Source organism: Cupriavidus taiwanensis (assembly GCF_900250075.1).
GTDB lineage: Bacteria > Pseudomonadota > Gammaproteobacteria > Burkholderiales > Burkholderiaceae > Cupriavidus > Cupriavidus taiwanensis_C.
Genome location: NZ_LT977071.1, coordinates 702,064 through 727,510, shown reverse-complemented (window position 1 = coordinate 727,510; position 25,447 = coordinate 702,064). Strand labels below are relative to the sequence as shown.

Here is a 25,447-nt window from a genome sequence, read left to right as displayed (position 1 = left end):
CCGGCGCTTGCCGGACGGGAGGGGTCATCATGCAAGCCAGCACGTTCTTGCCCAGCTTTTCCGTGTGCGTCAGCACGCGCGACCATCCGGACGGCCTGCGCCGGACCTTGCAGTCGATCGCGGCCTCGACCATGCCGCCGCACCAGCTGATCGTCTGCGACGACAGCAGCCACGACGCCACGCGCGCGCTGATGCGCGATGCCTACCCCGACATACCCTGCCTGGACGGTCCCCGGCGCGGCGCCGCCGCCAGCCGCAACCGCCTGCTGCGCGCGGCCACCGGCACGCACGTGCTGTTTCTCGACGACCACGTCACGCTGGGACCGACCTTCCTGCAGCAGATGGGCGAGCGCCTCGCCGACGACTTCATCTACCGGGTCGCCGCGGGCGGCAACGCCGACGCGCTGGTGCTGACCGGCACGGCGATGTGCGCGGGCCAATGCCTGCGGCCGCAGCGCGAGGATTTCCTCGGGCAACCGTTGCGCCAGCCGCCGCGCCGCGCCGCGCGGGCGCGGCCGCTGTGCGCGGTGGTGCTGTCCAGCACGGTGTTCCCGCGCGCGCTGCTGGAGCGGCTGCCGTTCGACGAGTGCCTCGATGCCGACTACGACGTCGCCGACCTGACCGGACGCGCGGTCTACGGCTGCGGCTGCCGCATCGAGCTGATTCCGAGCGCGATCAACCAGCTGGAGGGCCAGCGGCCGCCGCCATGCGCCGGCAGCCCGAGCGCCGATGCCGCGCGCATGGTCACCATGCTGCATCGCTACGGCCGCAGCCAGCACCGCCACGACAAGGCCGCGCTGTTCCTGATGCTGGCGCTGCCGCACAACCTGGGCCAGCACCTGCACCGCAGCGGCTGGCGCGGCGTGGCACCGTTCTGGGCCACCACGCGCCTGCTATGGCAGCACTTGCGGCTTGCGCCTGGCCATGACGACGCCGCGGAACGCGCCCGCAGCGAGGTCACGACACCGATGCCGCGCACCTGATCCGTGGCGCAGCGCCCACACTGCCAGCCGCCGTTGTGTGGGGTAGCAGACGGTGCGGCGCCGCAGCACAGCGCTACAGTCGCCCCACTTGCTAACGGATCAGAGCCATGGGCGCAAACGAGCTGGACACACTCGGTCATATCACCGCCACCGGACCGGAGCGGGCCGCGCCACGCGGGCGCAACGGCATCCGGCGCGCGCTGATCACCGGCATCACCGGGCAGGACGGTTCCTACCTGTGCGAACTGCTGCTGGGCAAGGGCTATGAAGTCCACGGCATCAAGCGGCGCAGCTCGCTGTTCAACACCGAGCGCATCGACCACCTGTACCAGGACCCGCAGGCGCAGGAACGCCGGCTGATCCTGCACCACGGCGACATGACCGACACCGCCAGCCTGGTGCGCGTGGTGCAGCAGGCGCAGCCGGACGAGATCTACAACCTCGCCGCGCAGAGCCACGTGCAGGTCTCGTTCGAAGAGCCCGAATACACCGCCAACACCGACGCCATCGGCACGCTGCGCCTGCTCGAGGCGATCCGCATCCTGGGCATGGAAAAGCTCACGCGCTTCTACCAGGCCTCCACCTCCGAACTCTACGGGCTGGTGCAGGAGATCCCGCAGAAGGAAACCACGCCGTTCTATCCGCGCAGCCCGTATGCCGCGGCCAAGCTCTATGCCTACTGGATCACGGTGAACTACCGCGAGGCCTATGGCATGTACGCCTGCAACGGCATCCTGTTCAACCATGAAAGCCCGGTGCGCGGCGAGACCTTCGTCACCCGCAAGATCACGCGCGCGATCGCGCGCATCGCGCTCGGCCTGCAGGAAACGCTGTACCTGGGCAACCTGTCGGCGCTGCGCGACTGGGGCCATGCGCGCGACTACGTCGAGATGCAGTGGCTGATGCTGCAGCAGCCCGCGGCCGAGGACTTCGTCATCGCCAGCGGCGAGCAGCACAGCGTGCGCGAGTTCGTGCAGCGCGCGGCGCGCGAGCTGGGCATCACCATCACCTTCCATGGCAGCGGCGTCGACGAGGTCGGCATCGTCGAGCATGTCGATCCGCCCGCGCCCGGCGGCGCGATCGCGCCGGCGTGCAAGCCGGGCGAGATCGTAGTGCGGGTCGATCCGCGCTACTTCCGCCCGACCGAGGTGGAAACGCTGCTGGGCGATGCCAGCCGGGCGCGCGAGCGCCTGGGCTGGAGCCCGCGCATCGGCTTTGCCGAACTGGTCCGGGAAATGATCGAGGCCGACTACGCCGCCGCGCGCCGCGACGCGCTGGTGAGGCTGGCCGGTTTCCAGGCCTTCAACCATCTTGAGTAGCCGCGTGCACGGCCACCGCGAGGATCCCATGAACCAGGCCCTGGCAGCGCGCCCGCGCATTTTTGTCGCCGGCCACCGCGGCATGGTCGGCTCGGCCATCGAGCGCGCGCTGCGCGCGCAGGGCGGCGCCGACATCGTGACGCGCACGCACGCCGAGCTGGACCTGTGCGACCAGGCGCAGGTGCGGGCTTTCTTCGCCAGCCAGCGCATCGACGCGGTCTACCTGGCCGCCGCGCGGGTCGGCGGCATCCATGCCAACAACACGTATCCCGCCGAGTTCATCCACCAGAACCTCGCCATCGCCACCAACGTGATCCATGCCGCCTGGCAGGCCGGCGTGCTGCGGCTGCTGTTTCTCGGATCGAGCTGCATCTACCCCCGCCTGGCGCCGCAGCCGATCAGCGAAGCCGCGCTGCTGACCGGCGCGCTGGAGCCGACCAACGCGCCCTACGCCATCGCCAAGATCGCCGGCATCATGCTGTGCGACAGCTACAACCGCCAGTACGGCACCGACTACCGCTGCGTGATGCCGACCAACCTCTATGGGCCCGGCGACAACTACCACCCCGACAACAGCCATGTGATACCCGGACTGGTGCGCCGCTTCCACGACGCCCGCGTGGCCGGCAGCGCGCGCGTGTCGGTGTGGGGCACCGGCAAGCCCTTGCGCGAATTCCTGCACGCGGACGACCTGGCGCGTGCCTGCCTGCATGTGATGGCGCTGTCCACGCCGGCCTACCGCGAGGCCGCGCCCGCGGGCTTCCTCAATGTCGGCAGCGACGACGAGGTCTCGATCGGCGCGCTGGCGGCACTGGTGGCGCAGGTCACCGGCTATCGCGGCACCCTTGCCTTCGAAACCGACAAGCCCGACGGCACGCCGCGCAAGCGGCTCGACAGCAGCGCCATCATGCGCACCGGCTGGCGCCCGCGCATTGCGCTGCGCGACGGCCTGCGCGGCGTCTACGAAGAGGCCTGCCGCACCGGCACCCTGCCCGGCGGCATTGCCGCCGCGCTGGCCTGACCCAAGCGCGCGCGGAGCGGCCATGAAGATCCTGATCTACTGCCAGAACTACGCGCCCGAACTGACCGGCATCGGCAAGTACACCGGCGAGCAGGCGCAATGGCTGGCCGCGCGCGGGCACGAGGTGCGCGTGGTGTGCGCCCCGCCGTACTACCCCGCATGGCGCGTCAGCGACGGCTACAGCGCCTGGCGCTATGCCCGCGAGACGCACGGCGGCGTGACGGTCTACCGCGCACCGGTGTGGGTGCCGCGCAAGCCGTCCGGACTGCTGCGCATCCTGCACCTGATAAGCTTTGCGCTGAGCAGCGTGCCGTGCATGGCGGCGCAGCTGCGCTGGCGCCCCGACGTGATCTTCGCGGTCGAGCCCACGCTGATGTGCAGCCCGGCGGCGCTGCTGCTGGGCAGCTGCACGCGCGCGCGCACCTGGCTGCACGTGCAGGACCTGGAAGTCGATGCCGCGTTCGCGCTGGGGGTGCTGCGCCATCCGCTGCTGCGCCGGCTGGCCACGCGCATGGAGCGCGCGCTGACCACGCGCTACCAGCGCGTCTCGACCATTTCGCAGGCGATGGCGGACGCGCTGCGCGCCAAGGGCGTCAGCCCCGCTCGCCTGCAACTGCTGCCCAACTGGGCCGACCTGCACGAGGCCCCGGCCGACGCGGCGCTGGCGTTCCGGCACGGCCTGGGCATTCCCGCCGAAGCGGTGGTCGCGCTGTACGCCGGCAACATGGGCAACAAGCAGGGCCTGGAAGTGCTGGCCGATGCCGCGCAGGCGCTGCAGGGCCACCCGCGCATCCACATGGTGCTGTGCGGCGACGGCAGCGGCCGCGCCGCGCTGCAGGCACGCTGCGCCGGGCTGGCGCGCGTGCATTTCCTGCCGTTGCAGCCGCAGGCGCAGTTCCACGCCATGATGGCGGCCGCGGACATGCACCTGCTGCCGCAGCGCGCCGATGCCGCCGACCTGGTGATGCCATCCAAGCTCACCGGCATGCTGGCGAGCCGGCGCGCGGTCATTGCCACGGCGCAGCCCGATACCGAGCTGGGCCGCCTGGTGGCGCGCGTGGGCGTGCTGGTGCCGCCCGGCGATGGCAGCGCGCTGGCGCACGCCATTGCCACGCTCGCCTGCCAGCCGCAGCGGCGCGCCATGCACGCCGCCGCAGGCCGCGCCTGGGCCGAAGCCCATCTGGCCCGCGACGCGGTGCTGGCGCAACTGGAATCCGCACTGCAGGCACTGGTATCGCCGCCTGCCGCGCAAGACGCCTCCGCGGTGGCCTGAGCGCCGCCGCGGCCAACGCAACGACCAAGGGGGAACCCGCCATGAGTCCTGGAACCGCGACCACGCACCCCGCGCTGTTGCAACGCCTGATGCGAACCATCAAACCCCTGGTGCCCGCCTGGCTGCGCAACTACTACCACGTGCGCCGCGAGCAGCAGCATGACGCGCGCTACGGCGCCAAGCCACCGGGCGAAGTGTTCTCGGACGTCTACCACAGCAGCCTGTGGGGCGAGGCCGACGAGCCCGGCTTCTTCAGCGGCACCGGCTCGCACGATCCGCGCATCGTCGAGCCCTATGCCGAGGCGGTCACCGCGCTGCTGCGCGAGCTGCCGCGCAAGCCCGACGTGGTCGACCTGGGCTGCGGCGACTTCCATATCGGCAGCCACATCCGCCCGGCCTGCGGGCGCTACGTCGCCTGCGACGTGGTGGCGCCGCTGATCGCGGCCAACCGCGCACGCTACGCCCATCTCGACGTGGATTTCCGCTGCCTCGACATTGCCGGCGACGAGCTGCCCGCCGGCGACGTGGTGTTCCTGCGCCAGGTGCTGCAGCACCTGGACAACGACAGGATCGCGCGCGTGCTGGCCAAGCTGCACCGCTACCAGGTGCTGGTGCTGACCGAACACCTGCCGCTGGCGCCGGATTTTCCGCCCAACGCCAAGAAGCGGCTGGGGGCTTCGACGCGGCTGGCACGCATGGTGCCGAGCGGCGTGGTGCTGACCGCGCCGCCGTTCAACCTGAAGCCGGTGCACAGCCGCGTGCTGTGCGAGGTGCGCGAAGGCGCGGGCGTGATCCAGACCGTCGCCTACACCCTGCATTGAACCGGTGCCCGCGCACCGGTTGCATGGCGGGGGCCTGGTCCCGGCCCCCGCCGCTCTCTGCTGATATCGACTGCTCTCAACTGGCCTCGGCCTCCGCCGTCGCAGTGGCCGAGGCCGGGGCCAGCGCGGCCAGGTAGATGGCCTCGTACTGGTCCAGCGCGCGTTCCGCCGAGAAATGCCGCACCCACGCCAGCGAGTCGGCCGAGAGCTGGTCGAGCCGCGCCTGCGGCCACGACAGCAGCTCCAGCAGCACGCCCACGTTGCGCCGGGCCCAGGCCTGCGCCTGGCCCGGTTCCATCGGCTCCATCAGCAGCGCCAGCCCGCCGCCGATCTCCTGCATCGGCGCGCGCGCCGTGGTCAGCACCGGGATGCCGCACGCCATGGCCTCGATCACGGGCCAGCCGAAGCCCTCTTCCAGGCTCGGGAACAGCAGCACCGCGGCAAGCGCATAGGCGGCGTGCACGGCCGCGGTGGACATGCCTTCCAGGAAGCGCACCTTGCCGCCCAGCCGCTCCGCGTCGGCGGCCAGCTCGCGCATGGCGGGGGTCGGCTCGGGGCCGATCATCCACAGCGGGCGCGGCGCCGCGGCGGCACCGGTGCCGCCGCCCGCATGGCTGGCCTCGCAATAGGCCAGGTATAGCGCCAGCACGCCTTCGCGGTTCTTGTACCACTGGTTGCCGCCGATATGGACCAGCATGCCGGGCTCGATCTCGTCGATGCTGGCGGCGCGCAGCCGGCGCATGGCAACATCCGGCGCAAGCGGGCGGAACGGGTAGTTGAGGCCGTTGTGCACCACCCGCACGCGCGGCGTCGGCCCCGGATGCAGGCGCAGCAGGTCGTGCGCGGTCTTCTCCGACACCGCGACAAAGTTCCGCCCCAGCCCGATGCCGCGCAGGATCAGCGCCTGGTAGAGCCGCCCGCTGGCTGACAGCTGGCGCCCGGGAAATTCGCCGGCTGCGGTGCGCTGCGCGATGAAGTCGTGGCAGTGGATTACATGCGGGCGCCGATGCAGCAGCCACATCCACATGCCCAGCGAATGGTCGGTCAGCACCACCAGCGCGCCCGCGCCCTCGCGCCGCAGCCGCCACCACGCCCACGCTGGGAACAGCATGTACTGGTCGACATAGCCGAGCCACTTGCGCAGGCCCGGGCGCGTCGACAGCCGCACCAGCACGGCGGGCGGGGTCCATAGCTGGGCCTCGTGGCCGCGCTCGCGCATGCCCTCGACGATCATGGCCGCGAAGCGGTCCATGCTGTGGCTGCCGAAAAAGACGGGATGACCGAACAGGATGAGCCTCATATTGCTTTTCTTCGCGGATCGATGTGGATGCCCGATGCAGATGTCCGGTACGTTGCGTGGCCGCAGCCTGCCGCTAGCGCGCGTGCCGTCGGCGCGGCCGGGCGCGCTTGTTCGCGCCCGTCAGCCGCCCCTGCCGCTCCAGCCGCGTGACCGCCATGGTGAAGCCGACAAAGAGAAAGCCCAGCACGTTGGCGGTCAGCTGGCCGATCAGCGACCACGTCAGCAGGCACAGCGTGCTCACCAGCCACAGCAGGATGGCAAAGCAGTTGCCGGTGCGGCGCGCCGCGCCGATCGCAAGCCACATGCCGGCCACGCACACGGCGAACTTCAGCGCCACGTACAGGTAGCCCAGCAGGCCGGCCTCCTCGATGGTGCGCCCGGTTTCGGTCTCGGACAGCATGAAGGTGATTTCGCCACGCTCGAGATAGCTGGCCAGGTTGCTGCCGCGCCCGAGCCCCACGCCCAGCAGGGTCGGCTTGGCATAGGCCTCGCTCTCGCCCAGGAACATGGTGCCGACGCGGTCGCCGAAGTCTTCGTCTTCGGCGGCGTCATGGAAACGCTGCACCGTGCTTTCGACCGACGCGCTGAACACGACCATGCCCACCGCGCCGATCAGCACCGCCACGCCGACCCAGACCAGCACGCGGCGCCTGGCCACGGTGCGCCCGAACATCAGCGTGCATAGCGCCGCCACCGCGAACAGGCCCGGCAGCAGCAGCACGGTGGCGCGCGAACCGCTGACCAGCACGCTGACCAGCAGGCTGCCCAGCACCACCAGCGCATACAGCCAGTGCCGCTTGCCCTCGCCGCCGAGCACGTATTGCAGCGCGATCGGCATGGTGATCGCCAGGAAGGTGGTGTAGCCCAGCGTGAACGAGAAGGTGCCGGTGGTGCGCACGATGTCGCCGACCATCATGAAGACGCGGTCCTCGTCGCCGTCGACCTGCCGGTTCAGGAAGCTGCCGGGCGGCAGGAAGTGCTGCAGCACCACCAGCGGCGCCATCAGCACCATCAGCACCAGCGCGGTCTTGCAGATCGCGGCAACGTCCTCGGGCTCGAGCAGCAGCGCCGCGGCCACGCCGAACCACACATAGAGCAGCCAGAAGCGCAGCCCGACCAGCATGATGGCGAGGGTGCCGTCGCCGGCGATGGTCTGCACCAGCCCCCACGCCAGCACCAGCGCGCTCCACAGCAGCAGCAGCCGCATCGCCGGCCGCGCCGGCGTGAAGCCGCCATAGCGCATGGCGTAGTAGATGCCATAGACCGCCAGCAGGTCGCGCAGCAGCACCAGCGGCAGGCTCAGCGAACCCGCCACCCACTTGCGCGCCGCGCCTTCCAGCACGGCCACCAGGAACACCAGCAGGAACACGGTGCCGAAGGTGGTGCGGGCCTGCCGGCGGATGCGCGAGCGCGCCGGCGGCGCCAGGGGTGCGGCGGAGTGGCTCAGCATAGCGTCGCGATGGTTGCGACCGCGGCGCGGCGATACCTGGCCCAGGTGTACTTCTCCCCGGCCAGGCTCGCGTACGGGCGCGCCTCGTCCAGGCTGGCGCGTACCGTGGCAAGCTCCAGCATGCGGTCATACAAGGATTGCGCGCTGACCTGGACGACCCAGCCCGCGCGCGGAAATTCCTGCAGGATCTCCTTGGCCCCGACCCGCTCCGACACCAGCGCCGGCGTGCCGCAGGCGAGCGCCTCGGCCACCACCATGCCGAACGAATCGAAGCGCGACGGCAGCACCAGGCAATCGGCGTCGGCCAGCTCCTGGTACAGCGCCGGCTGCGGCAGCGCGCCGAGCAGCGTGACCCCGGGCGTCGACGCCAGTGCCGCGGCCAGCGCGGGCTCGGCGCCGCCGCCGGCCACCGCGAGCTCGGCCTCGGGCACGCGCGCGCGCACCATGGCGAAGGCCTGCTGCAGCAGGTCGACCGCCTTGAGCGTGGTCAGCCCGCCGGCATACAGGAAGCGCGTGCCGGCGCGCGTGCGCCGGCGCTGCACGTTGCCGGGCAGGCTGGCGCCGAGCAGGATCGGCCTGAGCTTGGCGTCCGGCACGCCGGCCTGCGCGTAGGTCTGCGCGGCAAACTCGGAACAGGTGATGACCAGGTCCGCCAGCTCCACCTCGCGGTCCTTGCGTGCGTCGATGCAGGCGAGGTACGGGTCAGGCTGCAGGCCCAGCAGCGCCGCCGCCGTGGCGCGATGCACCGCCGGCGCGTCGAGCACGCAGCGCGCGCCGATCCGGCGCGCCGCCTCGAAGGTCTGCATCGCCGAGTTCTCGTAGGCCACCACCACGTCGGGTCGCAGCGCCTCGACGCGCCGCGCCGCCCACGCATCGAACAGGTGGAACACGCGGTGCGCATAGGCCGACTGCGACATGCGCAGATAGCGGTGGAGCCCGACGCGGCGGTGCAGCCCCACCTTGAGCATGGCCGGAAAGCACAGCGGGTGGCGGCGCAGGGCCCGCGGGATGCCGACCTCGCGCACCTTGGCGCCGAGCGCGGGCGGCAGCCACCACGGCACCGGCTCGCCCGGCCCGCGCACCGGCACGCCGGACCAGTACTGGCACAGCAGCCCCTGCTCGTGGAGCGCCTGCGCCATCTGGTGCGAATGCTGCAGGCCGGGGTGGGTGACCAGAACTTTCATGGGCGGCTCCCGTCGACACCCAGCACGGCCGGCGGCAGCAGCCGCCCGGCGCGGATCGCGCCCGCCAGCTCGCACAGCACCGCGGCACCGAGCCCGGAAGCCAGGCCGGCCTCGAACCAGAGCACGCCCCGCAGCGTGGTCAGGTCCAGCAGGTGGGGCGCAACCAGGCACCACGCGATCACCACCGGCACCTGCATGTAGTTGAAGTGGTTCAGGCCGCGGTTGGCCAGCAGTTCCCAGGCCACGCCGGCGATGCTGTAGGCGCCGGCGCCCAGGCAGGCGATCAGCAGCTCCGAGGTCAGGCCGGCGTAGTTGGCCCCCACCAGGCGCAGCAGCAGCCCGGGCCACAACCAGGCCAGCAGCACCAGCGTGCCGGCCGGCATCGACCCCAGCAGCAGCCAGCCCAGGTACTGGCGCAGCACGTGATCGCGCGCCTGCGCGAAGCGCGGCACGACATAGGCGCCCACCACGATGCTGACCGGCACCAGCAGCTGGCCGATGCGCGACAGCGCGCCGATCGCCGCGGTCTGGCTGACCGCGCCGTAGAACGCGACGATGGCGAAGGCGAACTGCGACTGCAGGCAGAAGAACGCGTCCATGGGAATCTGGCGGCGCGTGATGGCGCGGATCGAACGCTGGTCCTCGGCCACCGGCTCGGCCGCCCGCGCCGGCAGTTCGCGGCGCAGCCAGCGGCGCACGAACGGCACGCGCAGGCCGGCGAAGAGCGTGTTGACCAGGCTGGCGGCCAGCGCGCTCTGCAGCCCCAGCACGTAGACGCCCCATGACAGCAGCAGCCGCGCGCCCGACAGGCCGGCATCGAGCGCCTGCAGCGCAGGCGCGCGGTTGGCGAACAGCAGCACCTGGTCCACCACGCGCGACTGCATGTCGAAATACCACATCGTCAGCAGCGTCAGCAGCAAGGCGGCGATCAACGCCAGCGAGGCATGGTTGCGGTACATCAGCACGCCGGCGATGATCAGCAGCGGCGGCAGCAGGAAGGCCGAGATGCGCTTGCGCTGCGCCAGCGCGGCGCGCGTAGCCTGCGCCGCGCGCTCTCGGTCTGGCCAGGTGCGCCCGAGGATGGCATTCAGCCCGAAATGGATGCCGCCCTTGGTGACGATCGACATGGCGCCGACAATGGCGCCGGTGACGGTATAGATCGCGTAGTCGCCGACGCTGAGCCAGTGCGCCAGCAGCAGGCCGGTGATGGCGCCGAGTCCCTGCGACAGCACCGCGAAGACGAAGATGCGCAGCGCTTTCATGGCGTGCCGCGCGGCGTGGCGCTGGTGGCGGCGACATCGGCGGCCGGCGCCGGCACCGGCCGCTCGCCCAGGATGTCGAGCAGCCGCTGCGCGCTCTGGCGCACCTCGAAGCGTCGCTGAAAGCAGGCTAGCGCCTGCACCCGCATGCGCGCCTGCGCGCCGGGATCGGCCTGCAGCCACTGGCGCAGGCACGCGCCGGTGCCCTCGGCGGTATCGGCGCCCGCCAGCCCGGCGCCGTCGGCGACGATTTCGCGCCAGATATTGACCTTGTCCGAAATCAGCACCGGCACGCCGCAGCCCAGCGCCTCGGCCACGGCCACGCCAAAGTTCTCCTGGTGCGACGGCAGGGTAAAGACTTCGGCCGCATGATAAGCGCCCCACTTCAGGTCGCCCGACAGCATGCCGGTCCAGCTGAGCCGCTGCGCCAGCCCCAGGCGTTCGGCCTGGCGCGCCAGCCGCTCGCGCAGCGCCGCCTCCACCGGCCCAGCCAGCACCAGCTGCAGCCGCGGGTCGGCACCGGCCACGCCGGCAAAGGCTTCGACCAGCAGGTCGCAGCCCTTCTTTTCATGGATCCGGCCGAGGAACAGCACGATGCGCTTGCCGCGCAGTGCCGGAAACGCAGTGAAGAACGCCTCGCGCAACGGCACGGCCGCGGTGGGTGGCTGCGCGGTGCCGTACCCGGCCACCAGCTCGCGGCAGCGATAGGGCCAGAACGCGTTGCGCGAACGCCGCTGCTCTTCCTCGCAGGTGAACAGCACCGCGCGCGCGCCGCGCAGCACCCAGTACTCACCCAGCAGCCAGTACAGGCTCTTCTTGACGTGCTTGAGCGGATAGCGTTCGCGGAACCACGGATCGAGCATGCCGTGGGTATAGACAAAGTACGGCACCCCGCTGCCGCGCAGCGCGAGGCAGGTGGCGAGCGCATGGAACTGCCACAGGCCTTCGACCAGCACTGCGTCGTAGTCGGCCGCATGGGCGCGCAGCCACGCCAGCATGCCGGGATTGAAGCCGTATTTGGAGGAGGTCGGGCCCAGTGCGACCACGTTCATCTCGCTGGCGCGCACGAACGGGGCGTCGGGGGCATCGCCGCAGCAGACGTCGATCTCGGCGCCGCGTTCGCGCAGCGGCTGGCGCAATTGGCGGATGCCTTCGATGGGCCCGCCCCCGGTGGGGTCGATGGAGGGTATGACGTGCAGCAATCTCATGGTGCAGGGCGATCTCCGGAATCCGCGCGTCGTGCCCGCTGTGTGCCTGGCACTGGTTCCCCGGCTGGCGCCATTGGCAAGCGGGGCCCTACGTCCTCGTGCCCGCAGCATGAGCCAGCGCGCCCGCGGCCTCTGTTCGCTGCCACACACCCGCGCCGGCCAGTGCCGGCGCCGCCGGGCCAATGTGGACCAGCGCACCGAGCCGGCCCCCGCAGCGCACCAGAATGGTCCGCACCGGCGCCATTTGCATGGCGCGCACCTGGTCCCTGCCATGCCGATTCCGATCCTGATGTACCACCAGATCGACGCGCCGCCGCCACGCCGCTCGCCAGGGCGCGGGCTGTGGGTGCCGCCCGCGCGCTTTCGCCGCCAGATGCGCCTGATGCACCGGCTTGGCTATCGCGGCCTGAGCATGCGCGACCTGATGCCGTACCTGCACGGCGAGCGCAGCGGCAAGGTGTTCGGCATCACCTTCGACGACGGCTTCCGCAACGTGTTCGAGCACGCCATGCCCGCGCTGGACGCGCTCGGTTTCACCGCCACCAATTACTTTGTCTCGCGCCAGCTGTCGGGCAGCAATGTCTGGGACCGGGATCTTGGCATCCGCCCCGCGGCGCTGATGAGCGTGGCGCAGATGCGCGCATGGCACCAGGGCGGGCACGAGGTCGGCTCGCATACGCTGGACCATGTCGACCTGCGCCGCATGGCGCCGCATGAGGCGCGCCGGCAGATCGCCGCGTCCAAGGACGAGCTGGAACAGTGGCTCGGCGTACCGGTGACCGCCTTCTGCTATCCCTACGGCAGCCAGGACGCCGCGCACCGGGAAATGGTGCGCGAGGCCGGCTACGCCAACGCCACCATCACGGCGCGCGGGCTGGCCCGCGCCAGCGACGACCCGTTCGGCCTGCCCCGCGTCAGCGTCTATTGCGCCACCGGCATGTTCGGCTTCCTGCGCAAATGCCTGACCGCGCACGAGGACCGCTGGCGCGAAGCCTAGCGGCCAGCCTCGGAACCCTGCTGCTCGGGGTTGAACGGCACGGGCTCGCGCGGCTCGCTGGGATGCTGCGTGAAGCGCGCGATGGCCTCGGCATAGCGCTGCGCCACCGCCTTGCGTTCGTGCTCGCGCAGGAACTGGCGCGTGCCGGCTTCGTCCCGGCGCGACGCGCCGCCCAGCACCGCGGCCATGGCCGCGTGCAGCGGCTCGGGCGCCGGCTCCACGACCCAGCCGAAGTCGCCGACCGCTTCGGGCAGGCCGCCGCGCTGGCTGACGATCACTTCGCAGCCCGCCGCCAGGCCTTCCAGCGCGACGATGCCAAACGACTCATAGCCCAGCGACGGCGCCACCAGGCATCGATGCCGGCCCAGCAGCGCCGCCACGCCGGCGGCGCACTGGCAGCCGGCAAAGTGCACCGCGGCCGCGCAGCCAAGCCTGTCGGCCAGCCGTGCCAAGGCTTCGCGCTCGGGCCCGTCGCCAACAATCGTGAGGCGCGCATGCGGCTCGCGCGCGTGCAGGCGCGCGAAGCTGCGCACCAGCAGGTCCACGCCTTTTTCGGACACCAGCCGCCCGACGAAGATAAAGCTGCCCGGCGGCCGCGCGTCGGCGGGCGGCGCCGCCGCGAACAGTTCGTCGCGATAGCCGTTGTGGATCACCAGTGGCTGGCCTGGCAGCCAGCCGGCCAGGTAGTGGCTGACGCAGATGCCGTCGTAGAAGCGCGACAGCCAGCGCTTGATCGGACCGGTCCAGGTGCCGCGCTTGTGGCCATGGACCACGTAGGGGCCATGGTGCGTCAGCACGATGCGACGGCGCAGCGCGCTGGCCAGCATGACGTCGTAAAAAGTCAGGCCGACGAACAGCACGCGCCGATGGCGCAGCATGGCGCGCGCCAGCTGCAGCTTGCCGCTGACCCGGGTCACGGTGAACGGGAAGGTCGTGGCGTCGCCCGGCGCGGCCGGCGTGCGCGTGGCCACTTCGACCGGATAGCCCAGCTCCGTCAGCCCGCTCGCCAACTCCTCGGCGAAGCGCTCCATGCCGCCGATCAACGGATGGAAGGGGGCGCTGTAGATCAGGATGCTGGGCAGCGGCGCAGGGGGCTCGCGCAGCTGCGAGGGATGCATCATCGCGTCATGGCTCCGGTCGCACCGCGTGCAAGCAGATCTGTGCACACGGCGTCCTGCCTGCAGCATGCGCCAGCACCGGGTGCCGCTCCGTGCGCTGGCGCACCTGTGTGGAGCGTGATGGCGGCCGCGGCAAGTAGCGGAGCTTCTCGCCCGGCTTCTGTGGCGCGGCGCACCGATACCCGGCACGGCTTCGCGCGAGCATCGCCGCAATGTCCGCCGTCCCGGAAACGCTCCGTATGATCATTCAGCACACCCACCGCACCTCCGGCCCGTCGTTTTCGCTGTCCAACCGCGTGCGTCGGCAGCTATGGAACTGGGTATGGCTGTGGCTGTTCCGCCCCAGCCTGCGCCCGATGCATGCCTGGCGCGCCGCACTGCTGCGGCTGTTCGGCGCCCGCCTCGGCCGCGATGCGCGAGTCTACCCCGCGGCACGGGTCTGGGCGCCGTGGAACCTGGTGATGGGCGAGCACACCGCCGTCGCCGACGGCGTGACCCTCTACAACATCAGTCCGATCACGCTCGGCGACTACGCCATCGTGTCACAAGGCTCGCACCTGTGCACGGGCTCGCACGATTACAACAGCGAAACCTTCCAGCTGATTGCGTCGCCGATCACGCTGGAACGCCATGTGTGGGTGTGCGCCGAAGCGTTCATCTCGCCAGGCGTGACCTTGCCCGAAGGCGCGGTGATTGCGCCGCGCACGGTGGTCACCAAACCGCTGCGCGAGGCGTGGACGGTGTATGGCGGAACGCCCGCGCGGCCCATCGGCCAGCGCCGTCCGCAGCCATGAGCCAGGCGTCGGACAACATGCCCGCGGCGCATTCGACCAGTGCGCGGCAGGCCACCCAAGGCGCCCATGGCAGTGTGCGAGAGCGCACCGATTCACGCTACCCGCCGCCCTAGGCTGGGAGCATCAGGGGCCTGCCGTCCCGGCGCCGGCCCAGCCAAATACGCAGGAGCAATGTCGTGGAAACCAGTCAATGCCGCACCGCTTGCCCTACCGATCGCACTCGCCGCTCGCGCCGGCGCTCGCTGCCAGGCCTGTGCGCGCTCGGCGCCGTCCTGCTGCTGGGCGGCTGCGCCGCGTCGCCGGGGATGCACTTCAGCCCGACCGCGAACGTCGACGCCGTCGGCCCGGACGCCAAGCCGGACATCACCCCCATCACCATGGACCTGGTGCGCGACCTGCGCGCCAAGAGCAAGCCCACCAATGACCGCGTCGAAGAACTGTTCGCCACGCCCAAGCCCTATGTGATCGGCCCCGGCGACATCATCTCGGTGGTGGTGTGGGACCACCCGGAACTGGTGTTCCCGACGCAGACCTACAGCATCGGCGCGGGCTTCGAGGTCCCCGCGTCCACCGGCGGCTCCAACATGCCCGGTTATGTGGTCAGCCCCAATGGCGACATCCAGTTCCCGTATGCCGGCGTGATGAAGGTCTCCGGCAAGACCGCCAACCAGGTGCGCGACGAAATGGCGCGCGTGCTCTCGCGCGTGGTGCGCAATCCGCAGATGACGGTGCGCGTGCTGGGCTTCCGCAGCCAGCGCGTCTATGTCGACGGCGAAGTGCGCACCCCCGGCATGCTCGCCATCGACGACGCGCCGATGACGCTGGTCGAGGCGCTCAACCGCGCCGGCGGCGTGCTCAACAACACCGGCGACAACAGCCGCGTGCGCGTGACCCGCGGCGAGCGCAGCTGGTACGTGAACATCCCCGCGCTGCTGGCCAGAGGCGTCGACCCGTCACGCATCCTGCTGCGCTCGGGCGACATCGTGCGCGTCGAGCAGCGCGAAGACAGCAAGGTCTTCGTCACCGGGGAAGTGGTCAGGCCGACCTCGCTGCTGATGCGCAACGGGCGCATGACGCTGAACGAGGCGCTCGGCGACGCCGGCGGCGTGAACCCCAACTCCGCCAACGCCGAGCAGATCTACGTGATCCGCAAGACCGCCAGCGATGCGCCGAAGGTGTTCCACCTCGACGGCACCTCGCCAGTGGCGCTGGCGATTGCCGAAGGCTTCGAGCTGGAGCCCAAGGACGTGGTCTACGTGGATGCCCGCGAAGTGGTGCGGTGGAGCCGCGTCATGACCCTGGTGGTGAGCCCGCTGGTGGGCGTCAACAGTCTCGCTACCCGACCTTGAGCCATGCTGCCGGCGCCGACCCTGATTTCCGATGAAGCCGCGATGATTCGCTCGATCCTGGTGGTGTGCCTGGGCAACCGCTGCCGCAGTCCGATGGCCGCCGACCTGCTGCGCCAGGCCTTGCCCGACTGCCGCATCGGTTCCGCGGGGCTGGCGCCGCCAGTCGGCGCCGGCGCCGATCCGCGCGTGATCCGGCTGCTGGCCAAGGACGGGCTGGACCTGGCCGCGCACCGCGCGCGCGAACTCGATGACGACATGGTCGACGACGCGGACCTGGTGCTGGTGATGGACAGCGAGCAGCGCGAATGGCTGGAGCAGCGCTACCCGCGCGCGCGCGGCAAGACCTTCCGGCTGTGCGAGGCCGCGCAGGCGGATATTCCCGATCCCTACGGCGGCTCGCAGGCGATGTTCCTGATCGTGCTGGGGTTGATCCGCGAGGGCGTGCAGGCATGGGCGGCACAGATTCAATCCGAAGCACAGGCAACCCGCTACGGGGAGGCAACATGAGCAACATCAAGAACCTGCGTGACTACGAGGCCCAGGCCCCCGAAGGCGACGAGCAGTCGTCGGACCTGACTTCGTATGTCGACGTGCTGATCCGTTACCGCTGGACCTTCCTCGCGGTCGCCGCGGCGGTGATGGCCGTGGGCCTGCTGTTCGCGTTGCTGTCCAAGCCGGTCTACCGCGCCGACATCCTGGTGCAGGTAGAGGACCAGAACGCCGGCAACGTCAACAATACCAACAAGCCCACCGCCACGGTGTCGCCGGTATACGACGCCAGGCCCGCCCCTTCCACCGAGATCGAGCTGCTGCGCTCGCGCATGGTGGTGGGCAAGGCGGTCGACGCGCTGCAACTGGACATATCCGCGTCGCCATACTATTTCCCGGTGATCGGCGGGGCCGTGGCCGGCTTTAACCGCGAGCTGTCGCAGCCGGGGCTGTTCGGCCGGGGCGGCTATGCGTGGGGCAGCGAAGCGATCGCGGTATCGCGCCTGGAGGTGCCGCCCGCGATGGAGCGCCGGCTGATCACGGTGACCGCGCAGGGCAATGACAAGTACCGGCTGGCCTTCGCCAGCGACGATGCCGTGGCCGAAGGCCGCGTCGGCGTGCCGTTGACGGTGGCGACCCGCAGCGGCAAGGTCACGATCGAGCTGAGCCAGCTCGAAGGCCGACCCGGCGCGGTGTTCCATGTCTCGCGCGTGCCGCGCGCGGTGGCCATTGCCGACCTGCAGAGCCAGCTGATGATCACCGAGCGCGGCAAGCAGAGCGGCGTGATCGGCGTGGCGCTGGAGGGGACTTCGGCAGAAAAGACCGCCGCCATCCTGAACGAGATCGGCAACGAGTATGTCGAGCAGAACCTGCGCCGCAAGGCCGCCGAGGCCGAGAAGTCGCTGGCCTTCCTGGAAGCGCAGCTGCCGCAGCTCAAGCAGCAGCTGGAAAGCGCCGAGTCGCGCTACAACGCCATGCGCAACCAGCGCGGCACCATCGACCTAAACGAAGAATCGCGGCTGGTGCTGGCGCAGTCCGTGGCTGCCCAGACCAAGCTGGCGGACCTGCGCCAGCGGCGCCAGGAACTGATTGCGCGCTTCACGCCCAACCATCCGGCAATCGAGATCATGGACAAGCAGATCGCCGACGTGAACGCCGAGATCGGCACCGTCGGCGGCAAGATCCAGCGCCTGCCGGATATCGAGCAGAACGTGCTGCGGCTGATGCGCGACGTCCGGGTCAGCACCGAGATGTACCAGTCGCTGCTGAACGACGTGCAGCAGCTCAGGCTGGTCAAGGCCAGCAAGATCGGCACGGCGCGCCTGGTGGACCCGGCCGAGGTGCCGATCCGCCCGGTCAAGCCCAACCGCAAGCTGATCGCCGCGGCCTCGGTGCTGCTGGGCCTGCTGGCCGGCACGGCGGTGGTGGTGCTGCGCCGGCTGTTCGATGGCGGCGTCGCCGACGCGGACGAGATCGAGCGCGAGACCGGCATGACGGTGTACGCGACGGTGCCCTACAGCGCTGCGCAGTCGCGCCTGCGCGGCGGGCGCGATATCGACAAGCTGCTCGCCAGGCGCATGCCGGACGACCCGGCGGTGGAAAGCCTGCGCAGCTTCCGCACCTCGCTGCAGTTCGCGCTGCTCAACAGCGACAGCAACAACGTGGTGGTGATCACCGGGCCGGCGCCCGAAGTCGGCAAGTCCTTCATCTCGGCCAACTTCGCCACGGTGCTGGCCACCGCCGGCCGTCGCGTGGTGCTGGTTGACGCCGACCTGCGCCGCGGCGGACTCAACCACCATTTCGGCAAGCCGCGCGTGCCGGGACTGACCGAGCTGCTGACCGGCACGCCGCTGGAGCAGGTGCTGCAGCGCGACGTGGTGCCGGGACTCGACTTCATCGCCACCGGCTCGGAACCGCCGCTGGCTGCCGACCTGCTGCAGACGCGCGGCATGGATACGCTGCTGGCCACGCTCAGGAACCGCTACGACGTGGTGCTGCTCGACACGCCGCCGGTGCTGGCAACGTCCGACGCCGGCGTGCTCGCGACCAAGGCCGGGGCGGTGTTCCTGGTGGCGCGGGCCGATGCCAGTACCGCATCAGAACTCAAGGCCACGCGGCGCGCGATCGTGCAGGCGGGGAGTGATATCAAGGGGGTGATATTCAATGGCCTGAAGGTGGAGGGGCGGTGGTATCGGGCGCATTATCACTTTGGGAAGTATCGGTATATGAATCAGTATGGGGGGGCTAGTTCTAAGAGGGCATGAGGTGGTCGTTGTTGTTGTTGTTGGGGCCTGTTGGGCTGGTCGCTGTTGGTGACATGCTGTCGGCTGTTGAACCGCGTGGTTCCGCCCTGCTGGGCGGGTCACTTTTTGGCCGAGCGCCAAAACGTAACCAAAAAGCGCGTTTACTGCCCTGCGGGCGGCATGTCTTATCGTAGTGTGCCCGGGGGTTTTCGTACGGGGCTGGGCTTCCTCACATAGCTGGACTGCCTGCCGCGGGGGGCACCACCGTGGGTGGGGCGTTGGAATGATGGTTGAACGAGCCCAGAGCGCGGAGTGGTCCCTGCTGCTGGCTTTGTCGTAGGAACGCCTTCGGCTGCGCTGCGCGCCGGCCCTATCGCGGAGCTTGGGCACCGGCACTGAACGCGTCGCTGCGCTCGCTCGGCGCTGCAGGGACCACGCCCGTCGGATTCTGAATTCCGTAAGCCACGTGCAACCGGCGTAATCCATCTGCAGGCGTCCCGGGTTGATGTTGGCGGCTGGCCTACACACACCACGGGAATCGGAATCACGTGCGCGCACCGCATGGGCCAAGCGAGCGCAGCGATGCGTCCAGTGCCAGGGCCCACGCCGCGCGATAGGGCCGGCGCGAAGCGCAGCCGTAGGCGTTCCTACGGTAAGGCCCGCAGCAGGGACCACTCCGCGCTCTGGGCTCGTTCAATCACCACTTCAACGCCCCCGCCACCGTGGTGCACCCTGCGGCAGGCAGTCCCGCTATGCGAGGAAGCCCAGCCCCGTACGAAAACCCCCGGGCACACGGGCCTGTCATAAATTTTGTATTTAGGGCATAACATGTCGCCAAGGAGCATGTATGCCACGCAAGACGAAGACCAGCCAAGCCGCAGACCGTGAACTGCCGGCCATTCCCGAGGACCTGATCGCCCATTTCGTTAAGGGTCCGATGACCGCCGAGGCGGTTCAGGACGCCTCGATGGCGTTCAAGAAGGCGCTGATCGAGCGCGCCCTGGGCGCTGAGCTCGGTCATCATCTGGGCTACCAGCCGGGTGCCGAGCGCCCGGCCGGCACGGCCAACCAGCGCAACGGCAAGAGCGCCAAGACCGTCCTGACTGAGGACGGTCCGCTGCGGGTGGACATCCCGCGCGACCGCGACGGCAGCTTCGCGCCAATCCTGATCCCCAAGCACGAACGGCGCTTCACCGGGTTCGATGACAAGATCATCGCCATGTACGCCCGTGGCATGACCGTGCGCGAGATCCAGGCGTTTCTGGCCGAGCAGTACGGCACCGAAGTCTCACCCGAGTTCATCAGTTCGGTGACGGATGCCGTGATGGACGAGGTCACTGCCTGGCAGGCCCGCCCGCTGGAGGTGATGTACCCGGTGGTGTTCTTCGATGCGCTGCGGGTCAAGATGCGTGAGGATGGGGTGGTACGCAACAAGGCCGTCTACCTGGCGCTGGGCGTGCTGCCGGACGGCACCCGCGACATCCTGGGCCTGTGGATCGAGAACACCGAAGGCGCCAAGTTCTGGATGAAGGTGTTCAATGACCTGAAGACCCGCGGCACGCAGGACATTCTGATCGCGGTAACCGATGGGCTCAAGGGCATGGAGCAAGCCCTGAACGCGGTGTTCCCGCACACGACGCTGCAGACCTGCATCGTGCATCTGATCCGGAACAGCCTGGAGTACGTCAGCTGGAAGGAGCGCCGGGAGGTAGCCGCGGCGCTTAAGCCCGTGTACACGGCGCCCACCGTGGAGGCAGCGCTGGCCGAGCTGGCGGCCTTCGAGCAAGGAAAATGGGGGCAGCAGTACAAGCCGATCGCCGCGTCCTGGCATCGCGCCTGGGATCAAGTGATCCCATTCTTTACGTTCCCGCCGGCGATCCGCAAGATCATCTACACAACAAATTCGATCGAGAGTATCAATGCGCAGCTGCGCAAGATCATCAAGACGCGAGGGCACTTTCCCAGTGATGAGGCAGCAACCAAGCTACTGTGGCTGGCCCTGCGCAACATCACCGGTAAGTGGGGCAGTTCCACGCACGATTGGAAGGCTGCCATGAACCAGTTTGCGATCCTCTATGAGGAACGCTTCATCCATCCGCATCGCTGAGATAATGCTGGTTCACCGTCGAATTAGCGGTGAGCCTTACCTGCCCTGCACACAAAAAAACTGACAGGCCCCGGGCACACTACGATAAGACATGCCGCCCGCAGGGCAGTAAACGCGCTTTTTGGTTACGTTTTGGCGCTCGGCCAAAAAGTGACCCGCCCAGCAGGGCGGAACCACGCGGTTCAACAGCCGACAGCATGTCACCAACAGCGCCCAACCAAAAACCCCCTCAACACACCTTAACCCCCCGCAACAATCCCTCCCCCACCGCCTCCATCGCCCCCAATCTCGCCACCACATGCTTGACCACCTGGTCACAAAAAACCTGCCTCCCCTCCGCCAGAAACAACGCATGGTCCATACACGCATGCCGATGCACGGTGATATGCGTGAACGCCGCCAGCGCTTCCAGATCCCTGCCAAAGCGCAGCTGAGCCTCATCGAGCCCCATGTCCTCGGACCCGTACAGCATGTCCGTCCGCACCCCGCGCTCATTCAGGCTCCGCATCGCGGCCCGTGCGTAAGCCGTGGCTGAGGCCAGGTCTTCGCCTCCGCGCAGCCGCGTCAAGCGGAACGCCACGCGTTCGGTGGCGTGCCGGTATGCATGGCGCGCCATGGCCGCGGCGAGCGGGGCGATCCGCACCTGCCCCTGCAATACCCGCTGCCAGTTGCCGCCGCGGCGCGCGGCCGAGAGCCAGCCTTGCCACGAGCGTGCGCCCTTGCCCGCGCTCCGGTCGTCGGCGCGGTCCCAGCGGAATTTCACCAGGTTGGCGAGCACCAGGCCGTTCACGCCGGGGTTGGCCAGCGCGGCGTGCAGGCTCAGGAACGCGCCGGAGCAAACCCCCGCCAGCACGATGCAACGGAAGCCGCGCGCGCGCATCCAGTCGACCGCGGCGCTTACGTCCGCGCGCGGCCCCGGCGAGTAGATCTTGGAAATGCTCATGCTGCGTGGCGCGCGTGGGCTGTCGCCGAGCGCGGACACGTCCAGCCGCAGCGACACCACGCCCAGTCTTGCCAGCCGTCGCGACAGCGTGACGAACATGCGGCCATCGCCGACATGGTGGTTGCCGCCGGTATTCGGGAAGATCACCGCGACCGGCGCGGGCGCCTCGTCGCGCGGCAGGCAGAGGATGCCGAACTGGCGCCGCGCGCCGAGCCAGACCGACTCTTCGACCACGCCATCGACCGCCACGCGCAGCGACGCAGCACCGGGCAGGTGCCGGCGCGCCGCCGGCAATGCGGCCGACAGCGCGGCCGCTGCGGGTGTCGGCGCCAGCCACTGCACCAGCTGCCGCCACGTCTGCGCCGGCACCCCGGCAAACTCGGCCGATTGCATCATGTCGGCGTAGTCGGGAAACGCGGCCGCATCGACCTTCGCGCCGCCATCGGTGTAGTACTGCGCCAGCGCGCCGGCCGCGGAGGCGGAGCCCGGCCAGGGGTCGAGCACCAGCACGCGCGGCGCGGGGCAGTTGGCGCCGCGGTCGAGCCGCAGCGCCTCGAGGTCGCGCACGGTGTCGGCGCTGAAGCGGAAGGCCAGCACGTCGAGCGCGCCGGCCGGCGGCGGTGGCGGCGTCTCGGTCGGCCCGACGCTGTTGAGCCAGTTCAGATGCAGCGCGCGCAGCTCGCGCAAGTAGGCGCGGCCGTTGACCACGGGCGCGAGCAGCACCAGCGCGGCAACGCCGCCCTGCCATGCCGGATGCGAGCGCATCGCCTCGGCGGCCTGCACCGCGAGGCTGGCGCCGGCGCGCAGCCCGCACAGCACGATGCGCTCCACGCCGGCCAGCGCGCGCAGCTGCGCGGCCGCGGCGACGATGCTCGAGGCGGCGCGGCCCAGGAAATGCGCGGCCTCGCAGGCGCCGGCGGAATCGCCGGTGCAGGGATAATCAAAGCGCAGCACCGGCATGCCGGCCGCGGCGAGATCGTCGGCAAGATGCCGCCATGCCCGGTGCGACCACATCGCCTCGTGGCCCAGCGGGGCGCACAGTACCACCCCGGTCTTTCCTTGTGCCTCGTGCAGCCAGCCGGCACAGCCTTCAAACATAAGCCGCCTCATGTCGCCTCCTGGCGAGCGGATGGCCAGCCGCCGAGCGGCTGGAGCCAGACCCGCCTTTGCACGCAGAAACGGGTACGCTCAGGCGGCGCTGCCCGCTTCCGCGTCCCCCTTATTCTTTTTTCTCTTCGCGGTGCAGCGCCTGCCCGATCCGGCGCGAAATCGGTGCCGTCGCCGGCATGCCAAGGTAAGGATTCACGCTGTTGAACTCGGCCCGGTTGCTGCGCTTGGCAATCACACAGTTGAGGATGCCGCCGAGCAGGCGCGCATCGGCCCGTTGCAGACGCTTGAGCGTTTCATCGACCTGGCCGGGCAGCGTCGTATCGGCACGCAGCACCACCAGGGTCGAACCGGCCAGGTTCGCGACCAGGCTGGCGTCGGCCACCGCAAGCACCGGTGGCGTGTCGATCAGCACCAGGTCGAAGCGGGCCGCGCACTGGCGCAGCGCTTCGGCCATGCCCGGGCGCATCAGCAGTTCGGAAGGATTCGGCGGCGGCAAACCCGCCGGCAGGATCGACAGGCCGTTGACCACCGTCGGCCGCACCGCGGCGGACAGCGGCACATGCCCGGTCAGCAGTTCGGCCAGCCCGGATTCGGCGGGCTGGTCGAACCAGCTCGCCACGCGGCCGCGGCGCAGGTCGGCATCGATCAGCAGCACGCGCTGGCCGGCTTCCGCGAACAGCACGGCCAGGTTGACCGATGCAAAGGTCTTGCCCGCGCCAGGGGCCGGGCTGGTAACGGCGATGACATGGTCGGGCGCGCTGCGCAGCGCGAAATGCACCGCGGCGCGGATATTGCGCAGCCCTTCCACCGCCAGCGAGTGCGGCGCGTTGCGCGCCAGCAGGAACTGGTCGTGCAGGCCAAGCCGCAGCATCCGCTCGGCGCTGTCATCCTCCAGGTCTGACACGTCGATCACCGCGCTCGACGGCCGCGGCCGCTCCAGGCGCGCCGACGGCGGCGCGGCGTAGCCCGCGGCCACGCCCAGCAAAGCCTTGGCCGACACCATGCGCTCGAGCGCGGCCTGTTCGCGGCTGAAGGCAATGTCGCCCAGCATGGTGATGCCGAGCTTGTCCTCGGCGTCATTGGCGCTGGCCACGGTGGGCCGCACGCGCTGGCGCAGCGTCAGCGCCCCGACCGCCAGCAGCATGCCCAGCACGCCGCCGCCCGCGGCCGGCGTCCATGGCCCCAGCCCGACCGGCACGGTGGGCGTGAGCGCGTTGTCGACGATGCGCACCTGCCCGGTGCGGTCGAGCTGCGCCAGCGACAGCTGCTCGACCTTGTTGCGCAGCGTCATGTACATGTCCTCGGCCACCTTGACGTCGCGCGTCAGCGCCACGGATTCACGCTCGGACGCCGACAGGTTCTGCATGCGCGCATCCATCTCCTGGCGCTCGCGCGTAAGCTGAAGGATCTGGCTGTCGACGGTGCGGACCTCGTTGGCTTCGGTGGTGAAGCGCTGCAGCAGCTTGGTGCGCTCCAGCCGCAGCAGCGCGATCTGGCGCTGGTATTCCATGCTGCCGTTCAGGTAGGACTGCACGTCCTGGCTCGGCGCCAGCGAGCCCGAGCGCGAGCGGTAGCGTGTCAGCGCGCTCTCGGCGCGCTCGAGCTCGGCCTTCACGCGCGGCAGTTCGCCCGACAGGAAGGCTAGCGTCGCCGCGGTGTCGTCCTGGCGCTGCTCGGCCTGGCCCTTGATATAGGAATCGGCAATGCCGTTGACGAGCGCGGCCGCGGTGGCCGGGTCGCGGTTCTGCCAGCTGATGCGCAGCGTGGTGGCTTCGCTCGATTCGCTGTCGACGCGCAGTTCGCGCGTGACCGCATCGACGGTCAGCGTCAGGTCGCGCCTTGTGACCAGGAAGCGCGTGCCCGGGCGCGCCTCGATCCGTCCCACCAGAACCGAGATGCCACCGGCCTCGGCGACCTGGCCGGCGCGGCCCTCGAGCTGCGCGTCCGGCCCGCTCAGCCGGAAGCCGTTGTCGGGCAGGATCTCCAGCGTCAGCGGCACGTTGAGCAGGCGCGCCGGCACGTTCAGGCGCTCCACCGCCACGCGCTCGCCGCCCCACGCATAGCCCAGCTCCGCCGGCCACGGCCCGCGCAGCTTGCCGGGCTCGGCAAAGTGGTTGACCAGGCTGCCCAGCAGCGGCGCGCGCAGCGGCTGGATCTCGATGTCCAGGTGCAGGCGCTCGACCACCGGGCCGACCACGGCGCGGCTCTTCAGCATGCCCAGGTCGAGCTGCGGCGTGGCCAGGCGGCCGGCGGCGTCGCGGGTCTGCAGCTGCACCAGCGATTTGGCACGGTACATGTCAGGGGTGGACAACCACGCCAGCCAGGCAAGGGCCGCGCCGGTCAGCCCGGCGGCAAGGATCCAGCCTGCGTGGTCCAGCAGCACGCGCGCGTTCGCGCCGCTGCGCGGCGACACCTGGTCGGGTACCGGTACGGCTCCGGCAAATGACATTCTGCTCACGACATCTCTCCCGCCAAACGC

General features: G+C 69.9%; 19 protein-coding genes. 11 read left to right on the top strand and 8 right to left on the bottom strand.

Annotated elements, in window-relative coordinates; translation table 11 throughout:
- Positions 1-29: 29 nt before the first annotated feature.
- The 5 genes from CBM2588_RS19735 (at position 30) to CBM2588_RS19715 (ending at position 5,417) form a co-directional block, all read left to right on the top strand.
- Positions 30-983 carry a glycosyltransferase family 2 protein gene (locus tag CBM2588_RS19735; RefSeq protein ID WP_115682094.1) on the top strand — a complete coding sequence of 318 codons (954 nt, stop codon included), beginning with the start codon at positions 30-32 and terminating at the stop codon, positions 981-983.
- A 107-nt stretch (positions 984-1,090) separates the two neighbouring features.
- The gene (gene gmd / locus CBM2588_RS19730; protein WP_172583638.1) at positions 1,091-2,302 is read left to right on the top strand and encodes a GDP-mannose 4,6-dehydratase; all 1,212 of its coding nucleotides are present in this window, start codon (positions 1,091-1,093) and stop codon (positions 2,300-2,302) included.
- A 28-nt stretch (positions 2,303-2,330) separates the two neighbouring features.
- Entirely contained in the window at positions 2,331-3,323 is a 993-nt protein-coding gene (locus CBM2588_RS19725) for a GDP-L-fucose synthase family protein (protein WP_115683663.1), read from the top strand.
- A 22-nt stretch (positions 3,324-3,345) separates the two neighbouring features.
- Entirely contained in the window at positions 3,346-4,596 is a 1,251-nt protein-coding gene (locus CBM2588_RS19720) for a glycosyltransferase WbuB (RefSeq protein WP_115682093.1), read from the top strand.
- 41 nt (positions 4,597-4,637) lie between these two features.
- Positions 4,638-5,417, top strand: coding sequence for a class I SAM-dependent methyltransferase (locus CBM2588_RS19715; protein ID WP_115682092.1), 780 nt, complete (start codon positions 4,638-4,640; stop codon positions 5,415-5,417).
- A 76-nt stretch (positions 5,418-5,493) separates the two neighbouring features.
- Here CBM2588_RS19715 and CBM2588_RS19710 read toward each other — a convergent pair whose 3' ends face one another.
- From CBM2588_RS19710 to CBM2588_RS19690, 5 genes are all read right to left on the bottom strand, one after another.
- Entirely contained in the window at positions 5,494-6,717 is a 1,224-nt protein-coding gene (locus tag CBM2588_RS19710; RefSeq protein WP_115682091.1) for a glycosyltransferase, read from the bottom strand.
- Positions 6,718-6,790: 73 nt separating this feature from the next.
- Positions 6,791-8,167 (bottom strand): hypothetical protein, encoded by a 1,377-nt coding sequence (locus CBM2588_RS19705; RefSeq protein ID WP_115682090.1) that lies wholly within the window; start codon positions 8,165-8,167, stop codon positions 6,791-6,793.
- Positions 8,161-9,351 (bottom strand): glycosyltransferase family 4 protein, encoded by a 1,191-nt coding sequence (locus CBM2588_RS19700; protein ID WP_115682089.1) that lies wholly within the window; start codon positions 9,349-9,351, stop codon positions 8,161-8,163. The genes CBM2588_RS19705 and CBM2588_RS19700 overlap by 7 nt, the downstream gene beginning before the upstream one ends.
- Positions 9,348-10,613, bottom strand: a complete 1,266-nt coding sequence (locus CBM2588_RS19695) for a hypothetical protein (RefSeq protein WP_115682088.1) — start codon at positions 10,611-10,613, stop codon at positions 9,348-9,350. The genes CBM2588_RS19700 and CBM2588_RS19695 overlap by 4 nt, the downstream gene beginning before the upstream one ends.
- Complete coding sequence (locus tag CBM2588_RS19690) at positions 10,610-11,818, bottom strand: glycosyltransferase (protein ID WP_115682087.1); 1,209 nt, start codon at positions 11,816-11,818, stop codon at positions 10,610-10,612. The genes CBM2588_RS19695 and CBM2588_RS19690 overlap by 4 nt, the downstream gene beginning before the upstream one ends.
- 271 nt (positions 11,819-12,089) lie before the next feature.
- Here CBM2588_RS19690 and CBM2588_RS19685 point away from each other — a divergent pair, with 271 nt between their 5' ends.
- Entirely contained in the window at positions 12,090-12,815 is a 726-nt protein-coding gene (locus CBM2588_RS19685) for a polysaccharide deacetylase family protein (protein WP_115683662.1), read from the top strand.
- Here the strand turns inward: CBM2588_RS19685 and CBM2588_RS19680 are convergent.
- Positions 12,812-13,936 (bottom strand): glycosyltransferase family 4 protein, encoded by a 1,125-nt coding sequence (locus CBM2588_RS19680; protein ID WP_115682086.1) that lies wholly within the window; start codon positions 13,934-13,936, stop codon positions 12,812-12,814. The two genes, CBM2588_RS19685 and CBM2588_RS19680, sit on opposite strands and share 4 nt — an antisense overlap.
- 236 nt (positions 13,937-14,172) lie before the next feature.
- On the opposite strand from CBM2588_RS19680, the gene CBM2588_RS19675 reads away from it, so the two are divergent.
- The 5 genes from CBM2588_RS19675 (at position 14,173) to CBM2588_RS19655 (ending at position 20,915) form a co-directional block, all read left to right on the top strand.
- Complete coding sequence (locus CBM2588_RS19675) at positions 14,173-14,727, top strand: putative colanic acid biosynthesis acetyltransferase (protein WP_115682085.1); 555 nt, start codon at positions 14,173-14,175, stop codon at positions 14,725-14,727.
- A 176-nt stretch (positions 14,728-14,903) separates the two neighbouring features.
- Positions 14,904-16,076 carry a polysaccharide biosynthesis/export family protein gene (locus CBM2588_RS19670; RefSeq protein WP_172583637.1) on the top strand — a complete coding sequence of 391 codons (1,173 nt, stop codon included), beginning with the start codon at positions 14,904-14,906 and terminating at the stop codon, positions 16,074-16,076.
- A 42-nt stretch (positions 16,077-16,118) separates the two neighbouring features.
- Positions 16,119-16,583: an arsenate reductase/protein-tyrosine-phosphatase family protein gene (locus tag CBM2588_RS19665; RefSeq protein ID WP_231942215.1), complete on the top strand. Its 465-nt coding sequence runs from the start codon at positions 16,119-16,121 to the stop codon at positions 16,581-16,583.
- Complete coding sequence (locus tag CBM2588_RS19660) at positions 16,580-18,829, top strand: polysaccharide biosynthesis tyrosine autokinase (protein WP_115682083.1); 2,250 nt, start codon at positions 16,580-16,582, stop codon at positions 18,827-18,829. Before CBM2588_RS19665 ends, CBM2588_RS19660 begins: the two co-directional genes overlap by 4 nt.
- 826 nt (positions 18,830-19,655) lie before the next feature.
- Entirely contained in the window at positions 19,656-20,915 is a 1,260-nt protein-coding gene (locus CBM2588_RS19655) for an IS256-like element ISRta2 family transposase (RefSeq protein ID WP_115682082.1), read from the top strand.
- A gap of 229 nt (positions 20,916-21,144) precedes the next feature.
- On the opposite strand, the gene CBM2588_RS19650 is transcribed toward CBM2588_RS19655, so the two are convergent.
- Both CBM2588_RS19650 and CBM2588_RS19645 read right to left on the bottom strand, forming a co-directional pair.
- Positions 21,145-22,968, bottom strand: coding sequence for an alpha/beta hydrolase (locus tag CBM2588_RS19650; protein ID WP_172583636.1), 1,824 nt, complete (start codon positions 22,966-22,968; stop codon positions 21,145-21,147).
- Between the two features lie 109 nt (positions 22,969-23,077).
- On the bottom strand, positions 23,078-25,417 hold the full coding sequence (locus tag CBM2588_RS19645; RefSeq protein ID WP_115682080.1) for a polysaccharide biosynthesis tyrosine autokinase: 2,340 nt from the start codon (positions 25,415-25,417) through the stop codon (positions 23,078-23,080).
- Positions 25,418-25,447 lie beyond the last annotated feature (30 nt).